Origin of the sequence: Paenibacillus sp. IHB B 3415 (assembly GCF_000802655.2) — a bacterium.
Taxonomy (GTDB): Bacteria; Bacillota; Bacilli; order Paenibacillales; family Paenibacillaceae; genus Paenibacillus_AQ; species Paenibacillus_AQ phytohabitans.
In genome coordinates, this window is sequence record NZ_JUEI01000060.1 from 138,676 (window position 1) to 155,429 (window position 16,754).

The 16,754-nt window shown below is 54.0% G+C and carries 14 protein-coding genes and 1 pseudogene; 11 read left to right on the top strand and 4 right to left on the bottom strand.

Translation table 11 applies throughout. The features are described from left to right. Positions 1–120 precede the first annotated feature (120 nt). Positions 121–291, top strand: coding sequence for a hypothetical protein (locus tag QW71_RS40605; protein WP_160311840.1), 171 nt, complete (start codon positions 121–123; stop codon positions 289–291). A 619-nt stretch (positions 292–910) separates the two neighbouring features. On the opposite strand, the gene QW71_RS24670 is transcribed toward QW71_RS40605, so the two are convergent. Then, the gene (locus QW71_RS24670; protein ID WP_039305209.1) at positions 911–1,894 is read right to left on the bottom strand and encodes a zinc dependent phospholipase C family protein; all 984 of its coding nucleotides are present in this window, start codon (positions 1,892–1,894) and stop codon (positions 911–913) included. Between the two features lie 202 nt (positions 1,895–2,096). Between QW71_RS24670 and QW71_RS24675 the strand changes: the two genes are divergently transcribed. The 3 genes from QW71_RS24675 to QW71_RS24685 all read left to right on the top strand — a co-directional run bounded on the left by QW71_RS24675 (position 2,097) and on the right by QW71_RS24685 (position 4,815). Beyond that, entirely contained in the window at positions 2,097–3,116 is a 1,020-nt protein-coding gene (locus QW71_RS24675) for an AraC family transcriptional regulator (RefSeq protein ID WP_039305212.1), read from the top strand. Positions 3,117–3,239: 123 nt separating this feature from the next. Then, positions 3,240–4,034 carry an SDR family NAD(P)-dependent oxidoreductase gene (locus tag QW71_RS24680; protein ID WP_039305215.1) on the top strand — a complete coding sequence of 265 codons (795 nt, stop codon included), beginning with the start codon at positions 3,240–3,242 and terminating at the stop codon, positions 4,032–4,034. A 13-nt stretch (positions 4,035–4,047) separates the two neighbouring features. Continuing rightward, positions 4,048–4,815, top strand: a complete 768-nt coding sequence (locus QW71_RS24685; protein ID WP_039305219.1) for a class I SAM-dependent methyltransferase — start codon at positions 4,048–4,050, stop codon at positions 4,813–4,815. Positions 4,816–4,940: 125 nt separating this feature from the next. Here the strand turns inward: QW71_RS24685 and QW71_RS24690 are convergent, their stop codons facing one another. From QW71_RS24690 to QW71_RS24700, 3 genes are read right to left on the bottom strand one after another with little or no spacing between them, the layout of a single operon-like run. Then, positions 4,941–5,420 (bottom strand): GNAT family N-acetyltransferase, encoded by a 480-nt coding sequence (locus tag QW71_RS24690; RefSeq protein ID WP_039305222.1) that lies wholly within the window; start codon positions 5,418–5,420, stop codon positions 4,941–4,943. Then, positions 5,420–7,231 (bottom strand): family 20 glycosylhydrolase, encoded by a 1,812-nt coding sequence (locus QW71_RS24695; protein ID WP_052770171.1) that lies wholly within the window; start codon positions 7,229–7,231, stop codon positions 5,420–5,422. Before QW71_RS24695 ends, QW71_RS24690 begins: the two co-directional genes overlap by 1 nt. Continuing rightward, positions 7,228–7,992: a sugar isomerase domain-containing protein gene (locus QW71_RS24700; protein WP_039305225.1), complete on the bottom strand. Its 765-nt coding sequence runs from the start codon at positions 7,990–7,992 to the stop codon at positions 7,228–7,230. Before QW71_RS24700 ends, QW71_RS24695 begins: the two co-directional genes overlap by 4 nt. Before the next feature lie 348 nt (positions 7,993–8,340). On the opposite strand from QW71_RS24700, the gene QW71_RS24705 reads away from it, so the two are divergent. From QW71_RS24705 to QW71_RS24735, 7 genes and pseudogenes are all read left to right on the top strand, one after another. Then, positions 8,341–9,195: a carbohydrate ABC transporter permease gene (locus tag QW71_RS24705; RefSeq protein ID WP_081970463.1), complete on the top strand. Its 855-nt coding sequence runs from the start codon at positions 8,341–8,343 to the stop codon at positions 9,193–9,195. 64 nt (positions 9,196–9,259) lie between these two features. Continuing rightward, a complete protein-coding gene (locus tag QW71_RS24710) occupies positions 9,260–10,048 on the top strand; it encodes a carbohydrate ABC transporter permease (RefSeq protein ID WP_047013965.1) in 789 nt (262 codons plus the stop codon). 499 nt (positions 10,049–10,547) lie between these two features. Further along, positions 10,548–11,909, top strand: coding sequence for an ABC transporter substrate-binding protein (locus tag QW71_RS24715; RefSeq protein WP_039305231.1), 1,362 nt, complete (start codon positions 10,548–10,550; stop codon positions 11,907–11,909). Between the two features lie 118 nt (positions 11,910–12,027). Then, positions 12,028–13,827 (top strand): sensor histidine kinase, encoded by a 1,800-nt coding sequence (locus QW71_RS24720; RefSeq protein WP_052770173.1) that lies wholly within the window; start codon positions 12,028–12,030, stop codon positions 13,825–13,827. A gap of 19 nt (positions 13,828–13,846) precedes the next feature. After that, positions 13,847–15,490 carry a helix-turn-helix domain-containing protein gene (locus QW71_RS24725; RefSeq protein ID WP_039305233.1) on the top strand — a complete coding sequence of 548 codons (1,644 nt, stop codon included), beginning with the start codon at positions 13,847–13,849 and terminating at the stop codon, positions 15,488–15,490. Then, a complete protein-coding gene (locus QW71_RS24730) occupies positions 15,484–16,263 on the top strand; it encodes a glucosamine-6-phosphate deaminase (RefSeq protein WP_083442712.1) in 780 nt (259 codons plus the stop codon). Before QW71_RS24725 ends, QW71_RS24730 begins: the two co-directional genes overlap by 7 nt. Continuing rightward, positions 16,260–16,754, top strand: a pseudogene (locus tag QW71_RS24735) (amidohydrolase family protein); the annotation flags it as partial. The gene QW71_RS24730 and the pseudogene QW71_RS24735, both read left to right, overlap by 4 nt.

Here is a 16,754-nt window from a genome sequence, read left to right on the forward strand (position 1 = left end):
GATCAACCGCAGGTTAAACATCTGGTACAGAGGAAGATCGGGGAGTTTCGAATCCGCTTTTTTTCAAGAAGGGGCGGAGCGGGTATACATAGGTATCAGGAATGAAGGAGGTAAGAGGATATGAATAAAGATCTGCCGCCAGAGGTTCCACCGAAAGTTGTACCCGAAGTGAAGCCGGACATGATCCCTGAACCGGGACCGGTTGTGATTCCGCCGGAGGTTCCTCCGCAGGAGCAGCCGGAAATCATTCCGCAGACCCCGCCGGAGATTATTCCGAGGGAGCCTTTGTAATTGTGATATAAGCCGGGCGAATGGATACGACATCTGGATGATGGGAACGACATTGGGATAATAGGAACATTACCAGTGATTATAGGAACAGTACGTGACAATAGGAAGAATATAGGATGGATTACGAGGAGCGTCCGGGAAACCGGGCGTTTTTTGGCTGCTTGGGAGATTATACAGTTGGACATTGCGATAACTCAGTTTGGAGGCGCCGGAAGCGGGCGGGATGATGTTGTTTCAAAGTAAAGGGGCTGAAATGAGGGGGAGTCGGACAAATAAGCGATTCTGAGTCCGATTGGGCGGGAAATCGGCTTGTTTTGATTAAATAGAGGATTTCCAGTCCGCTTCATCAGCTGACGGGTCATGAAGTGACCGTCAAGTGCCGCCGGAGCGGCGAAGTTACTGCGAAGCGCGGCCGGGAGTGGCGAAGTTACTGCCAAGCGCGGCCGGGAGCCGCGAAGTTACTGCGAAGTGCCGCCGGAAGCTGCGAAGTTACTGCGAAGCGCCGCCGGGAGCGGCAAAGTTACTGCCAAGCGCCCACCCGTTCCCAGCGCCGCCCCCCCTGGGCAGTTTCATTGCCCGGTTGAAGCGGCGGCAGAGCCGGATGAGACGCTGACTGCGATCAGCTGCCAGGCAGGCTGGTCCAGATGGGCTCTGCATATTGGTTCTGCAGGTTCATGCTGCATTCCTTGCCCGTATCATAAGAGCGGTCGCCCAGTACTGTGATGAACTGGTCGAGCTTGTGCCTTGCCGCGGCGGCGTCCGTACATTCCAGCCAATCGGCGAGCACTGTGAGTACGGTCCGGCCTTCCTCCAGCGCCTGCTCCCACAGCTCCCAGACGGATTCCGTCCGGATCTCGGAATACAGTGCGGAATGCCGCCACTCGAAGTGTTGGTCATTCAGATAATCCAGCTGCTCTTCATGGGCAGTCAGCTTCCGGGAGAACAGACGGCGGGTACGGCCCCAGGCGAGGGCCTTCTTCCAGCCCTTCGGATCATAAAGACATCTGTGAGCCAGCACCATATCCCGGTAGGAGCTCTGCCAGATCTCGGAGGGCAGCTTGCCCATGGCTTCCGGATAGTGCCGGAGTGCAGTGTTGTGAAGAATATGATGAACCGGCTCAGGCAGCCGGGAACCTGCGTCAATTCTTCTCCAGGCAGCATTCTGCCAGGTATTGACGCCCCGCAGCCGCTTCATGAACAAGGTATCCAAATCGATCTCGAACCGCTGGTGATCGCGGAATTTGTAGCCTGCCTTCCAGTTAATGTACGGATGCAGGTTCCGGTCCAGCAGATGATGAGTCAGGAAGCCAAGGAAGTAGAGCCGGGCCTGGGCCGCCTCCGCCCCTTCTAGAGTCCGCGCAGCTTCCCAGCAATCAATAAGCACAGGCCCGCAGTGCTGCGTATGCAGCAGATCCCCGAGATGAAGGGCCCCCGCATCCTTGCTCCAGGGCAGAAAACTATGATATAGCAGGAAATCGGGACCCTGACAGCCGAGATTATACAACTGTTCCTGCTGCTGCAGATTATGTAAGAACGGGAACCGGCTGCGGAATTCCCCGGCCAGCTGTTGCCCGTATTCGAGATGCATCCAGATATTAGGCATGATTAATCCTCCTACAGGTTTTGTGAGCACAGCTTAGTTATGATCTGAATCCATTGTAACGCCTGCATGTTAAAACAAAATGAGAAATGTGGATGAATTTCATTCCATCTGTAGACATTGCAACGGGCATAAGAGTATTCTTATATGGCTTTAATACAACCACAGCTATGAATTTACAACTGGCAAAAGGAGGTCCGTACATATGAAGTCCCGTCCCTCTGACCGCATTAAAATGCCTCCGGGATTCTGGGCAGGCATAAATCACTTAGGAATTGCCTCCCGCGACGTGGCCCGCCATGCACAGCTGCCTGAATCGATAACAACGGAATCCTCAGTCACTACTGCCCAATATTTCGCAATCTGGCAGGCGTATTCCGAGCTCATCGGGGACACTGCAGAGGGGATCATCAAGCTTGCAGCCGCCTTTGAAACCACGCAGTACCCTCCGACCGTCTTAGCAACGTATCACGCCCGTGACTACCGCGATGCTCTGAAACGTATGGCCAGATATAAGCAGCTGTGTCCTCCCGAAAGCCTGCGGATCACGGAGGAGAACGGGCACTGTACAGTTGAACTGGAATGGCTGAATACCGAAGCATCCGGTCCGCCGGTGCTGGCGGGGATCACTTTGGCCTTTCTTCTGGAGCTTGGGAGGAAGGGGACAGGCCGTCCCTTGAAGGCGCAGTCCGTCGAATTTACGCAGTCCATGGGCGATGAACGGGTCCTCGAAGCCTACTTCGGCTGTGCAATCCAGGCAGGCGGGCAATGTAACCGGCTGACGCTGCATCGAAGTGATCTGGATCTTCCCTTTGTATCGTATAACGAAGAGTTGCTGGAGATCCTGACGCCCGCTCTGGACCGGTCACTCGTTGAACTGCATGACAACCGCTCTATTACCGGAAGGGTCAAAATGGTCATTAAACACAGCCTTGCAGGAGGATGCCCCGGCATTCAGGCCGCTGCGAAGCAGCTTAAGATGAGCGGCCGGACCCTGCAGCGCCGGCTGACTGATGAAAATACGACCTTCAAGCAGCTGTTGACAGAAGCCCGGCATGAGCAGGCCCTGGAGTACCTGGCAGACCCTTCGCTCGATATTAAAGAAGTGGCTTACCTGATTGGCTACGAGGACCAGAACTCATTCTACCGTGCTTTCCGTCTGTGGGAGGGGGACACTCCTTCGAAGTGGCGTGCTGAGCATCTTCCGGATGCCTGCATTTCGTGAGCAGTATTTTTTGGCGTGTTAAACAAGAAGTTTGGCACAAGGGGCTAGTTACTGAATAATCCCGGCGGGGTAAAATAATCACTATCCGGAACACAGGAATGTATGAATAAGGAGAAGTGGATTATGGATATGGGATTAAATAATACAACAGCATTAGTTACAGGATCTACGAAAGGCATAGGGAAAGCCATTGCTATAGAGCTTGCCAAGGAAGGCGTTAACGTACTGGTCAATGGACGGAATTACGAAGAGGCAGAGCGGACCGTCAGTGAATTGAAGATGAAATTCCCGGCTACCACTCCTCAGAATGCCGCTGCTGATATAGTGGACGCTTCACAAAGACAAGCTTTATTCGCGAAATTCCCCAGCGTTGATATTCTGATCAACAATATGGGCATTTATGAATTGATGCAGTATGAGGATGTTGACGATGACATATGGGAGAAGTATTTCCGTACGAATGTGCTTGCTGCAAACGGATTAACGAAATTATATATACCTGGAATGCTGAAACAAGACTACGGCCGTATCCTCTTCATCGCCAGTGAAGAAGCCGTCATGCCTTCAGGACAAATGCCTCAATATGCAATGACCAAATCCATGCTGCTGTCCTTGTCCAAGAGTCTGTCTAAACTGACAGCAGGAACTGAGGTTACGGTTAATACAATTATGCCTGGACCTACACTGTCTGAGAATGTGCAGCAAATCATTGACGGGATGTATCCTGACGAAAAGTTGACGTTTGCAGAAAAAGAGAAGAAATTCATGGCTGCAAGTCTGCCGCAATCTGAATTACAGCGTTTCATCAAGCCTATGGAGATCGGCAGGCTGGCTGCTTTTGTATGCAGTCCCTATGCGGCAGCATTTAAAGGCTCTCCAATCCGTATGGATGGGGGAATGGTGCCGGTTATTTACTGAAGGAGGAGGATGTATGGATAAACGGTTAACATTCAATGAGGATGCGGCGAATTACGATAAATGGAGACCGGCTTATTGTGCGGAATTATTCCGGGACGTTATAGCGTATTCCCGGATCGGGCAGGGCGGGAAGGCTATTGAAATGGGGATTGGAACGGGCCAGGCTACCCGGCCTTTTCTGGAAACGGGCTGTGAATTAGCGGCCATAGAACTGGGGCAGGACCTTGCGGAGTACTCGCAATTAAAATTCCGCGAGTATAAGAATTTCAGAGTGCACAATACGACTTTTGAAGCATTCACAGGCCCGGACAACAGCGTGGAGCTCATATACTCAGCCACTGCATTTCATTGGATTCCAGAAGACGTTGGTTACCCGAAGGCATTCAAATTGTTAAAAACCGGCGGCACACTGGCCTTATTCTGGAACCGGCCTTTTGCAGCGCGGGAGGATGACGAATTACATCAGCATATTCAACGTATTTACCAGCAGTACAGACCCTCGAATACCAAATTGATCGAATATGATACGGATAGATACAATACCATCTCACAGAATCTGCATACCTACGGGTTCAGGGATGTTCAGCTCAAGCTGTATCACCTAACCAGAAGCTTCTCCTCGGCGGATTACATTGCCCTACTTAATACATATTCAGATCATAGAAGTATGCCGTCTGCTATTAAAGAGCCGTTTGAGGAAGAAATCAGAACGGCCATCATTAAGTTCGGCGATGTGATGACTATATATGATACGATCGACCTGCATTTGGGCAGAAAATGAAGGATTTCCGATTTTCGATTTCTGCTAGCTCGGCGGAATAGGTCATCTGCAATGACAATGAAACAGCGGCAGTTCAGGGACATTTAGGTCCTTGGCTGCCGCTGTTTGCTGTATCAGAGGGGTGTTCAGTCCATACTGATCAAGTCGCGGAATACGCCGGGAAAAGAATCAGGGACCGCAATCGCACCGACACTCTTCTCATAGAAAGGCACTGCGTCCACGACCCAGCCGATGATGGCGTAGCCGTAGCCGTTCCGGTGCATCGCGGACAGGCATTCCAGCAGCAAGGCCTTCCCGATGCCGAGGCCCCGGTAATCCTCCAGCACGCCGGTCGGGCCGAAAAAGTTCTTCACAACAACATCGTGACAGGCGAAGCCGATCACTTCGCCCTGCTTCACGGCAATGTAGCAGTGGACAGGCAGATGCGCGAAGGCCGTCTCACATTCATTCCGCCAGCTATTCGTGAAATGGCGGCCGACAAAATCCACGATCGCCTGCTTATCCCCGGTCATCGCCCGTTTGATGGCAATTCCTTCTCCCCGCAGACGTTCCAGCAGCGCGCTATTGTCCGGCAGATCATATAGCTTAACAAGCATATCAGGCATCAGCTATCCCCCGCTTTCTGTTCAATCATCTCAAGATCAGTGATCATTCCGTGCAGGTCCGCTTCGAATAATTCCGGCCGGTAGAACCGGGAGCGGATGAACAGCTCCGCCATCTGCGGAGGGAGCAGCTCTGCAAGTACGCTCTGCATCCGCTGCTTGGCTCTGAATAGATCGCCGTATCCGCTTCTGTACTTATCCCGGAGGAAGGTAATCACTTCCTCACTGCCTGGCGACATTGCTCCGCGGAAGAGGAACGTATGCAGCGGAGAGCGGCGCTGCGCTGGAATCTCATACTGAATCATCGCATCGATCAGCTCGGCAGTGAGGCGGTTCTTCCTCACAGCCGGAAGCAGCTGCGGAATCAGGGAATAATAGTCGGTTACCGCATAATCTGCCCATTCTTCTCCGCTCAGCTGGCTCGTATCAAGCCCGTGGAACTGGTGCAGAAAACGGGCCAGGAAGGATGAAATATCCGCCTTGGCATTCCAGCTGTGCTCTGCGGCAAAAAACGCCGGATAACGCGAGGTCTCGAACAGGCCGTAGGGACTGCCCAGCGAGAACGGGCATCCCCAGTTCGTATGAATGATCCCTTCCAGCTGCTCCGATTGCGCCAGCTGAATCCAGTCTAGCACATTCTTGATCCGGTTATGAATGACCGGATAATTCTGGTCGCCGTTATCATCCCAGCAGCGGACAGAGGAGGCGCCGATGGTCTCAATGCCGGCGTCGCGCAGCTTGTGGAGAATGAGCCGGGCATCCGCCTTCATCCGGTGCCCGCCGTAGATCCAGACCACCACTACGACACGCTTGTCGAGTGCGGCGATCTCGTCCAGGGTGGCGTGCATGATCATGTCATGCCAGATCATCGGTGTTTTGCCGAGGCTGATTGTCTTCTCAGCCAGCTGATTGACAAAGCGGATGAAGGAGGCCTCCGGGGTAAGCCCGGAATTCCGGCAGTCTTCACAGGTGCCGAGCGTCCAGACCTCATCACAGCCCAGATGGAGATAATCGCTGTGCGGATGAAGTGCAGCCACTTCCTCCAGAATTCCGGCCATCATCTCGAAGGATCCTGCGCGGTGAGGGCATAGCTCCGACACGGTCTCGGGGACCTCGCGCAGCCCGATGTAGACCGGATGCTTCAGAATATATTCCAGATGCCCGAAGGACTGCTGCTTCGGAATCACGGTGACGAAATGGTCATGTGCAGTCTGCAGGAGCTGACTGTGTTCTTCCTCGGTGAAGGCCAGCCCGGGATGGCGGAGGAAGCTCAGCTTCCGGAACGGCAGCTTGTCCTCATATTCGATGATCAGTGTATTAATCTTATAGCGCGCCAGCTCCGCAATATACTCCAGCATATGCTCATAGGTCGGATAGACGGTGCGCAGATCCAGATAATCGCTGCGCAGCCGCAGATCCGCCCAGTCGGCCACCGTCAGTGCAGGTATGGCGCCTCCGCCGCTATCCAGCAGCTGTTCCAGTGTCTTAATCCCGTAGAAAAGCCCGGAAGCGCTGAGCGCGTATAGTTCAACCCGGTCTGTATCTGTAATCAATACGTATCCGTCATGCTTGCCTTCTACCCGCCGGGCCATGCGGGGATTGAAGCGGGTTCCCTCCGAGACCAGTGCGTATACAGCGCTGCCTCCAGGCTCCTGAACCTCTGTCACCCCCGCGAATATTCCTTGCGTTGCCGCCAATAACCGGACATCATTCCCGGGAATCCATAGCTGCACCGTCCAGCCGCGGATGCCGCTGACCGGTTCCGGTCCCCGGCTCTGCACCACCTGAGGCTGCGGAATCAATGGAATGTTCATAGCCAGCGGACCCGGCCCTTGAAGCGCTCAATGAAGCGGTTATTCCATTCATCCCCGCCCGGAGCGTTGCCGCTGCGCCAGACCGGCACCTCAATCCCTTTTTCCCCGAGACAGGCAGCCGTGGTCATCATCAGTGAATTCAGCAGGAAAGCGTTGGCGAAGGTTGAGGTCGAGCCCATCTTCGGTTCAATTCCCTCAATATGCAGTGCAGCATCGCCCGGCTTGACCTTGCTGTCCAGAACATAGTCGCACAGCTCATACAGGTTCTGCCCCGAAGGATGTCGGGCAATATGATTCTTGGGGGTAGCTTCGGCATGGCCGACAGAGGTAACGGCAATCGTTGTAACCCCCCGGCGCCGCGCCTCCAGGGCAGCATCGACACAGGCGGTGTTAATGCCGTAGGCATTGGCAAGGATGAGGATGTCACCTTCGCCCAGCCGGTTATCTTCTATAACAAGTGTTCCGTAGCCGGGAGTACGTTCAACGGCCATCGAGCGCAGAGCGCCGTTCGAGATCATCGTGCCTTCATCTAATATAGCGCTGATATGCATCAGGCCGCCTGCGCGGAAGAAGACCTCGGTAGCATTCATGTTGGAATGCCCGCCCGGACCGTACAGATAGACCAGCTTATCCTCTGCAATATGATCTGCAAGCAGCTCCGCTACCTGCACCAGCTTCTCCCTCGGCTCACTCCGTATCTCATTCAGCAGCTCCACAATGCTTTCCATATAAGCGGACATAATATCTGACTTTGCGTTCATTTACATTCCTCCTAAAAGTTTTGTAAGCATAAGCTTGTGTATGCCTAGAAGATAACAAAGCGGGCAGGCGGAGTAAATCAACTATTTTGCGCAAATCGGCACCGTTTTTGACTGATTTGGCCAGCAGCATGCCATGATGTGTACAAATCGCTGATTGGGACAACGGCAGGTAAAAATTTTTCTGAACGGGTCAGGATCGTGACTTATGTAAAATTCTTTGCTTTTCTATAATGAGAGATAACATCACGCAAGAGGGGGGACAGAGCCTTGAAGACGTCAGTTGCCTTGCCACAGTCCCGGGAGAATCCGGTCATCCGCCGAAACAAACGGAAATGGAAAGAAATATGGATGGGTTATCTGTTCACCGGGCCCATGCTGCTCGGAGTAATTGTATTTACGCTGATCCCTATGATTTTCTCCTTCATACTCAGCTTCACCAAGTGGTCGTTCGTCACCGGGTTTGACAAGATCCGCTGGAACGGACTGGACAACTTCCGCCAGCTGTTTCAGGATGAAGTGTTTCTGAAGTCGCTGGGCAATAATTTCATTATGCTGCTGGCGGTACCGGTGGGAATGGCTATAGCGCTGATCCTGGGGGTGATTATCACCAATCATGTCTACGCGCCGGGAGCGTTCAAGGTCATCTATTTCATGCCCCAGATTTCCAGTGTCGTCGCTGTCGCAGTAGTATGGCAGGTTCTGTTCCATCCCTCCTACGGTCCGGTTAACGGTTTCCTGTCGGCACTCGGAGTGGACAATCCGCCCAAATGGCTGGCCGATCCTTCGTATGCGCTTCCATCGGTCATGCTGCTGATGATCTGGATAGACCTCGGGGTCTCGCTGATTATCTACATTGCCGGGATCAAGAATATTCCTGCCGATCTGTATGAAGCGGCGACAATCGACGGTGCCTCGAAGTTCGCCCAGTTCCGCTCCATTACTTTTCCGCTGCTGACGCCGACGACCTTTTTCCTGCTGGTGACCGGAATTATCGGCAATTTCAAATCCTTCGCGCTGGTCAAGGTGCTGACGGAGGGCGGTCCGGCCAACTCTACTTCGGTTGTGGTTTATGACATGTATCAGACCGCATTTGTGGATCTTCAGACGGGTTATGCTTCTTCCATGGTCATGGTTCTGTTCGTTATCGTACTCGCCATCACTGGCTTGCAGTGGCTGGGACAGCGTTATTGGGTCAATTACTAGAAAGGGAGGGACCCCTGTGAAATTAAAGAATCTGGACTGGGGAAAAGCGGTTATCACTCTACTTATGGCGCTGCTGGGCATCGTATTCCTGCTCCCTTTTATATGGATGCTGTCCGCTTCGCTCAAGCCGGAGGCTGATGTGTTCAAATATCCGATCGAATGGATTCCGCAAACCTGGAGGGCATCGTTCAACTACCACTCTGTGTGGTTTGGCAAAGCGAACTTTACCCTGTATTATTGGAACTCCATCAAAGTCACAGCACTCACGACACTCCTGTCCGTAGCCGTCTCCAGCATGGCCGCCTACGGCTTCACCAAAATCCGCTTCCCGGGCAGAAACGCACTATTTGTGGTGGTGCTGGCCACTTATATGATTCCTGCGGAAGCCACGCTGGTGCCGCTGTTCATCATGTTCCGCACCATCGGGCTGTACGACACCCATCTGGGCCTGATTCTGCTGGGCGGGTTCAGTGTACTGGGAACCTTCCTGCTCCGCCAGTTTTTCGCCTCACTCTCGAATGAATACATCGAATCCGGGCAGATCGACGGGGCGGGCCATATCCGTATTTTCCTCTCCATTCTGTTTCCGCTGGTCCGGCCGGCGATTGCCACTTATGCCATTCTGCGGTTTATCTGGACCTGGAATGATTTTCAGACGCCGCTGGTCTTCCTGAACAGCAAGACGCTCTATACCCTTCAGCTTGGCATGAATGCCTTCGCTGACCGTAACGGCGCATTCTACTCCCTCATCATGGCGGCTTCCGTCTCGGCAATTGTACCGCTGCTGGTAGTGTTCATCCTCGGCCAGAAGCAGGTCATCGAGGGCATTTCCTTGGGGGGGGTGAAGGGGTGAAGGCTGGCAAGTTCCCGGAAGTTGCATAACCGGAGGTGGGTGGAGCGGACGTGACTGTCAGTGAGCTGAACTTGAAAACTGACTAAAAGGATAAGTGACGGAGGGGGATTTTGGAACTGGAGGAGCGAATGCGTACGCCTGAAAGCTTTCCATAGGAAAGCTCACTTCGGAAGCATCAGCAGTCACCGGATTTCTACCGCGAAGAGCGGTTTAAATCAAGAAATCTGGGGACAACAGCGGCTGGAAGTCCAAATATTCACCGCAGTTACGATTAACCTATAGGAATATTTAAAGTTCAGCCAGCAGTCACCGGATTTCTACCGCGAAGAGCGGTTTAAATCAAGAAATCTGGGGACAACAGCGGCTGGAAGTCCAAATATTCACCGCAGTTACGATTAACCTATAGGAATATTTAAAGTTCAGCATACACATCGATAAGGAACAGCTGCCGGACAAGCTTCATAGGCAGGGAGAACTCACATTAGAAGGGGTGTTATTAATGAAAAAGAATGTATTCGCGTTGGTATGGATCACCGTGCTCCTTGTAGCCCTGGCGGGCTGCGGCAATTCGAACAACACTAATAATGCATCTCCCACTAATAGCAGCACTGCTGCACCGGATGCGGCGGAGAGTGCTGCACCTTCTGCAGAACCTGTCACGATCAAAGTCGCCAACTGGTCACCTGCGGCGGATATGGAACCTATTCTGCAGGCGTACGAGGATTCCCATCCGGGAATTACACTGGAATACGTGGAGCTGGCTGACAACGGCGATTCCGTGGCCGGGATGAAGAAGCTGGATCTCCTCGTTGCTTCCGGCGAGAACCTGGACGTTGTGTTCATGCCGGGTGCAACCGACTACTCACAGCGTGCGGGACTCGGACTGCTGGCATCGCTGAATGACCTGATCAGCAAGGAAGGCATCACGCTGGCGGATGAATATACGATTGATCCATCCGTAGACGGACAGGTGTATGCACTTCCCGATACCCTGGAGAATTATTTCGTCCTGCTGAACAAGGACAAGCTGGATGCGGCTGGACTGGCTGTGCCTACGGAATGGAGCTGGGATGACTATCTTGACTATTCCGCCAAGCTGACCAGCGGTACCGGGCCGTCCAAGACCTTCGGCACTTATTTCCATACCTGGGCGATGTACTGGGAGCTGGCCATCATCAACCAGGAGAAGGACAACAACCTGGTCAATAACGGCATCGTAAATATTGACAGCGCGGGTATCCGTAAGTCTCTGGAGCTGCGCAGCAAGGCAGAGGAATCCGGAGTGGCTGTACCTTATGCAGATACCATCTCCCAGAAGCTGGCTTACCGTTCTGAATTCTTCACCGGACATGCCGCGATGATTGTGACTGGCAACTGGATGATTGGAGAAGCGGGCGGATCGGAGGAATTCCCGGCTACATTCACCACTGCCTTTGCACCGATGCCTTCCAACACCGCCGGACAGCCTTCCGGAGTCAGTATTGCCAACGGCAACTATGTGGGCATTCTGGAGAAATCGCAGCATCAGCAGGAAGCCTATGATTTCATCCGCTGGTATTCTACAGAAGGCGAGCAGATGCAGAATGTATATTCCGCCTGGAAGAAGCAGGACGTGGATCAATACATTGCCGGAGTGAAGGCGTCAGCCATGAGTCCGGACAAAATCGACGAAACCTCACTGGCCTACGTGATCAAGAATGCCAAGCCGGCTCCGCTGAGTGTACCGCCGACCTATCAGGGCGAGCTGGAAACTGCTTTTACCAAAGAAACCGAGCTGTACATCCTGAAACAGCAGGATCTGGAGACTACGGTCAGCAAAGCGCAAGCTGAACTGCAAAAGATCGTGGATGCCAATAAGTAAATAAGGCGAACCGTCACATTTTGTCGAGATATTACTGGGAAATGAATTACTGGAGGCGGAAAGCTGATATGATAGAAGCAAAGAAAACGATCGTCTGATTGTGAAGGGGGGATTGCCATTGCTGCCAAAAGGATGGAAACTCGGTTTTCGCAACAAGCTGCTCGTCGCTTCCTTGCTCTGTCTGCTGCTTCCCGCCTCCATTACCCTGTATATTTCCAATTCCTATACCGAGCACATCCTCCGCTCCCAGGTGATTCAGAATGAACGCCGTTCGCTGGAACAGGAGAGCATGTATATCTCGAACCTTCTCAGCAATATGGTGCTGGTGTCGAATTACATTCAGTTCGATCCCGGGATTACGCTTATTCTTAAAGAAAATTGGCAGCGCAGTAAGCTGCATCAGCCGGATACAGCCAAGAATGTACTGGAATTCAAAGAGGTTACCGAAAAGCTCGAAAGCGTGACCTCCATGATGGAGAAAACGTTCGTCACCGTGCTTACCTCAGACGGCCAATATTATTCGAATTATCCTTACGCCAAGCTGGATGTCGGCGCCCTGCTGCTCCAGCCCTGGATGGAAAAAGCCCGTCAGCAGCCTGTCTTCGATCTCTACTGGGCAGGTGTGCTCGATAACTATATTCCTACCGTTGCCCAGACCAGCCCGCAGGTGCTGACGATTGCCCGCAATCTGAAGCTGTCCTCCAATTCCACTTATGCGACGGTCATTATCAGTATCGCCGAGAGCCGGATCAGCCAGATCTTCAATGATAACCGTAAAGGCCAGGAGACACTGCTGATTGCACCTGACGGAACGGTACTGGCCTCCCGGGACAAGACGCGCCTGGGTCAGCCGTTTGCGCTTGCGGATGAACTGAGTGGTACAGCTGATTCACGTTTCATGGACTACCGGAATGAACAATATCTGCTTAGCAGCCTGGATATTCCCTATGGGAATTACCGGATCGTCAGCCTATCGCCTTACCGCGAGGCGGTCAGCCAGATCAGTGCAACCCACCGCTGGAGTACAGCCGTGCAGATCGTATCGGGAGCGTTCTTCCTGCTGATCCTGGTCCTGCTGGTCCGTCAGTTCACGAAGCCGGTAATCAGGCTGGACAGCGTAGCGGCCAGAGTGGAGCAGGGTGAGCTTGGCATCCGTTCCGGCGTGCGCGGGTATGACGAGATTGGGCGGCTTGGCAAGTCTTTTGACCATATGCTGGACCGGGTGGAGAAAATGATTGAACAGATTAAGGTGGAGCAGGCGCAGAAACGCAAGGCCGAGCTGGCGATGCTGCAATCGCAGATCAATCCGCATTTCCTGTTCAATATTCTTAATTCCATCCGCCTGCGCATTATGATGCGGGGGGATGAGGAGAATGCGGAGCTGCTGTTCTCGCTGTCCCGGCTGCTGCGGATGACCATTCAACAGCGCGATGAGTATACTTCTCTGCATGATGAGCTGCATATTGTCAGGAGTTATGTGGAGCTGCTGAATTTCCGCCAGGCCGATGAAGTTACGCTGGATACAGACTGCACCTCGGAGAGCCTTGGGGTAAAAATCCCGCGCTTCCTGCTGCAGCCGGTTATCGAGAATGCTTATATTCACGGCCTGCGCCAGGAGAGCGGACGCATTCTGATCCGCACCTGGACCCAGGACAGCCGGCTGCTCATCGCGATTGAAGATAACGGCCGGGGCATGGATGAGGTGACCCTGAACCGGCTCCGGGCAGAGGTTGGCTCCGAGCCGCCGGAGCTGGAAGCCATGCCGTCCAGCAGACTGGCTCATATTGGAATGTCGAACGTATACGAGCGTCTGTATCTGACATACGGTTCAGCCTTCCAGGTTACCATTGACAGTATCCCCGGACAAGGGACAACCTTCCTGTTTGTGCTTCCTGAAGAAATTCCGGATCAAGGTTAGGAAAGGGAGAGTGAGAACGATGTATAGCGTGATGCTGGTGGATGATGATTATCCGGTACTGGACTTTCTCTCGGCAGTAATTCCCTGGAACGAGCTTGGACTGACCCTTCATTCGGCCTGCAAAAATGGTCTGGTTGCCCTGGAGAAAGCGCAGGCCGGTATGCCGGATATTGTGATAACGGATATTGGCATGCCTTATATGGACGGCATTGAGCTGATCCGCGAGCTGAAGCTGATGAACGAAGATTTACGCGTTGTGGTGCTGTCATGTATGGATGATTTCACGTATGCGCAGCAGGCGGTGAAGCTGATGGTGAGCGATTACATTCTCAAGGAGATGATCAGCCGCGAGCTGATTACCGGTCTGCTGCAGGAGATTGGCGATGAGCTGCGGCGCAGGGATGCGGACAAAGTCCAGACGCTGAAATGGAAAAGCATGGCGGAGAATCAAAAGGTGCTGCTGAAGCAGAGTGTGCTCCGGCGGATTGCCTCCCGGGAGCTGCCGGACACTGAATGGCTTCCGGATGCCGCCGAGCTGGGGATTGTACCCGATTTGACGGCGAATGTAGCCGTCCTATGCCGGGTCAGCGGCAGTACCGGGGAGCCGGTCCGGGATGATCTTGCGCTAATGGCACTGGTGGAATCCGCCGCCGAAGCGGTGCTTCAGGATGGAACGGCCGCCGTATGTCTGCCCTACAGCGGGCGGGACTGCGTGCTGGTCTTCACCGGAGGTATGGGTAATGGCGCAAGTGCCGGCCATATCTCCATGCTCGGCAAGCTGCGTTCTGCGGTTCAGAGCATGCCGGGGGTAGGGGCATCCTTTCAATATCTGTGTATTCCGCCCGGCAGCGTGCATTTCCGTGAAGGGATTATAACGCTGCTTACACAGGGGCGGGAGAATGCCTTCTATCTGAAGCCGGGCGAGCTGACCGGGCTGAAGGAGCTCCAGCCGTTCACCGGTGAGGATCTGTTTCTGCATTACACCGAAGCCTCCCGGGAGATCCGGGAAGCGTTCCTGGAGGAATCGGCCGGGCGGCTGGAGGAGCTGCTGTCCAAATGGATGGATTATATCCGGGTGAAGCGCTTTGCTCCGCGCCAGGTCAAGGAATGGGTGCTCAAGCTGCTCTATGATAACCAGATGCGGCTCATGGCCCGTCAACAGTTCCAGTCGACCTTCTCCCTGGAGATGCTGCATGACACTATCACTGCCATTGAGCATATTGACAGCCTGGAAGAGTGGTCCCTGCAATTCTTCTATGAACGCCTGCCGGTAATCCGGGAAATGTACCAGGAGACACGGCGGGATGAGATCAAGAAGGTGAAGCAGTATGTGGACCGGCATCTGAACCGTAAAATTACGCTGGAGGAGGTAGCCGAATACACTCACTTGAATTCGAGCTATTTCAGCCGCCTGTTCAAAAAAGAAACCGGGATGAGCTTCATTCACTATGTTACCCATACCAAGATGGAGCATGCCAAAGAGCTGCTGGACCAGTCTCCGCAAAGTGTGGAGCAGGTCGCCGAGCAGTTGGGCTACGAGAACAAAAGCTATTTCACCAAGCTGTTCAAGCTGCATACAGGCTTCACTCCGGGTGAATTCCGGGGTGAGGAAGGGACAAGGAACGGACAACCACAAGGGACAGGGAGGCACTACTCATGCTGAAAGTGACACCAATCCATACCGAAATGGCAGGTTCCATGCTGGTGCGTGTATTTGAGAACCGGCGGATGCTCGGAGAGGCGGCCGGACGTGAAGCTGCGGCTGCAATCCGCGCGCTGCTGGCTTCCAAGACTACGGTCAGAATTATCTTCGCCGCCGCACCTTCCCAGAATGAATTCCTTGCCGAGCTTGCCGCAGCCCAGGATCTGGACTGGAGCCGGATTACGGCCTTTCATATGGACGAATATCTAGGACTCCCGGAAGGCTCGCCGCAGAGCTTCGGCAGCTTCCTCCGGGAAGCGCTGTTCGACAAGGTGAAGCCGGGCAGAGTTCATTATATCAATCCTGCCGCAGAGCTTGAGGCTGAATGTGAGCGTTATGGCAGGCTGCTGGCGGAAGCACCCATCGATATTGTCTGCCTTGGCATTGGCGAGAATGGCCATCTGGCCTTCAATGACCCTCCGGTTGCGGATTTCCATGATCCCCGGCTGGTCAAAGCGGTGACCCTCGATGCCGCCTGCCGCACCCAGCAGGTGAATGACGGATGCTTCGCCAGTCTGGAGGAGGTTCCGCAGCAAGCCTTGACCTTGACGATCCCGGTGCTGCTCTCCGCCAAGTGGCTGTTCTGCATGGTCCCGGGCCCGACTAAGCGCGGTGCAGTTACCCGTACGCTGCATGAATCCGTCTCCACGGCCTGCCCGTCCACAATCCTGCGCAGCCACGGGGATTGTCGGCTGTTTGTGGACACGGATTCCTTCGGAGCGGTTGTGCGATGATTGTGGATGCGCTGCATTACCGTACGGGCGAGCCGGTCCGTATCCATCTGGAGGGCAGCATTATTGCTTCCATTGAACCGTTGGATGGACCGCTGCTGCTGCCGCCGGACGAACTGCTGGAGCTGCCGGTAGCTGCGCCCGGCCTGGTCGACCTGCAGATCAACGGCTATGGGGGACATGACTTCAATCATCCGGTGCTGACCGCGGAGGCTGTCAAGGAAGCAGTCCGCGCCTTGTGGACCGAAGGTATAACCACCTGCTATCCGACTGTGATCACCGGTGCTCCGTATACGATTCACGGCGCAATGCGGGCGATTGCCCGGGCCTGCGAAGAGGATGCTGCCGCCGCTGCGACGATTGGCGGCATCCATCTGGAGGGGCCGTTTCTCTCGCCCGAAGACGGTCCGCGCGGAGCGCATAGTCTGGAGCATATCCGCCCGCCGAGTACGGCCTTGTTCGACCAGTGGCAGGAAGCGGCAGGGGGGGGGGGC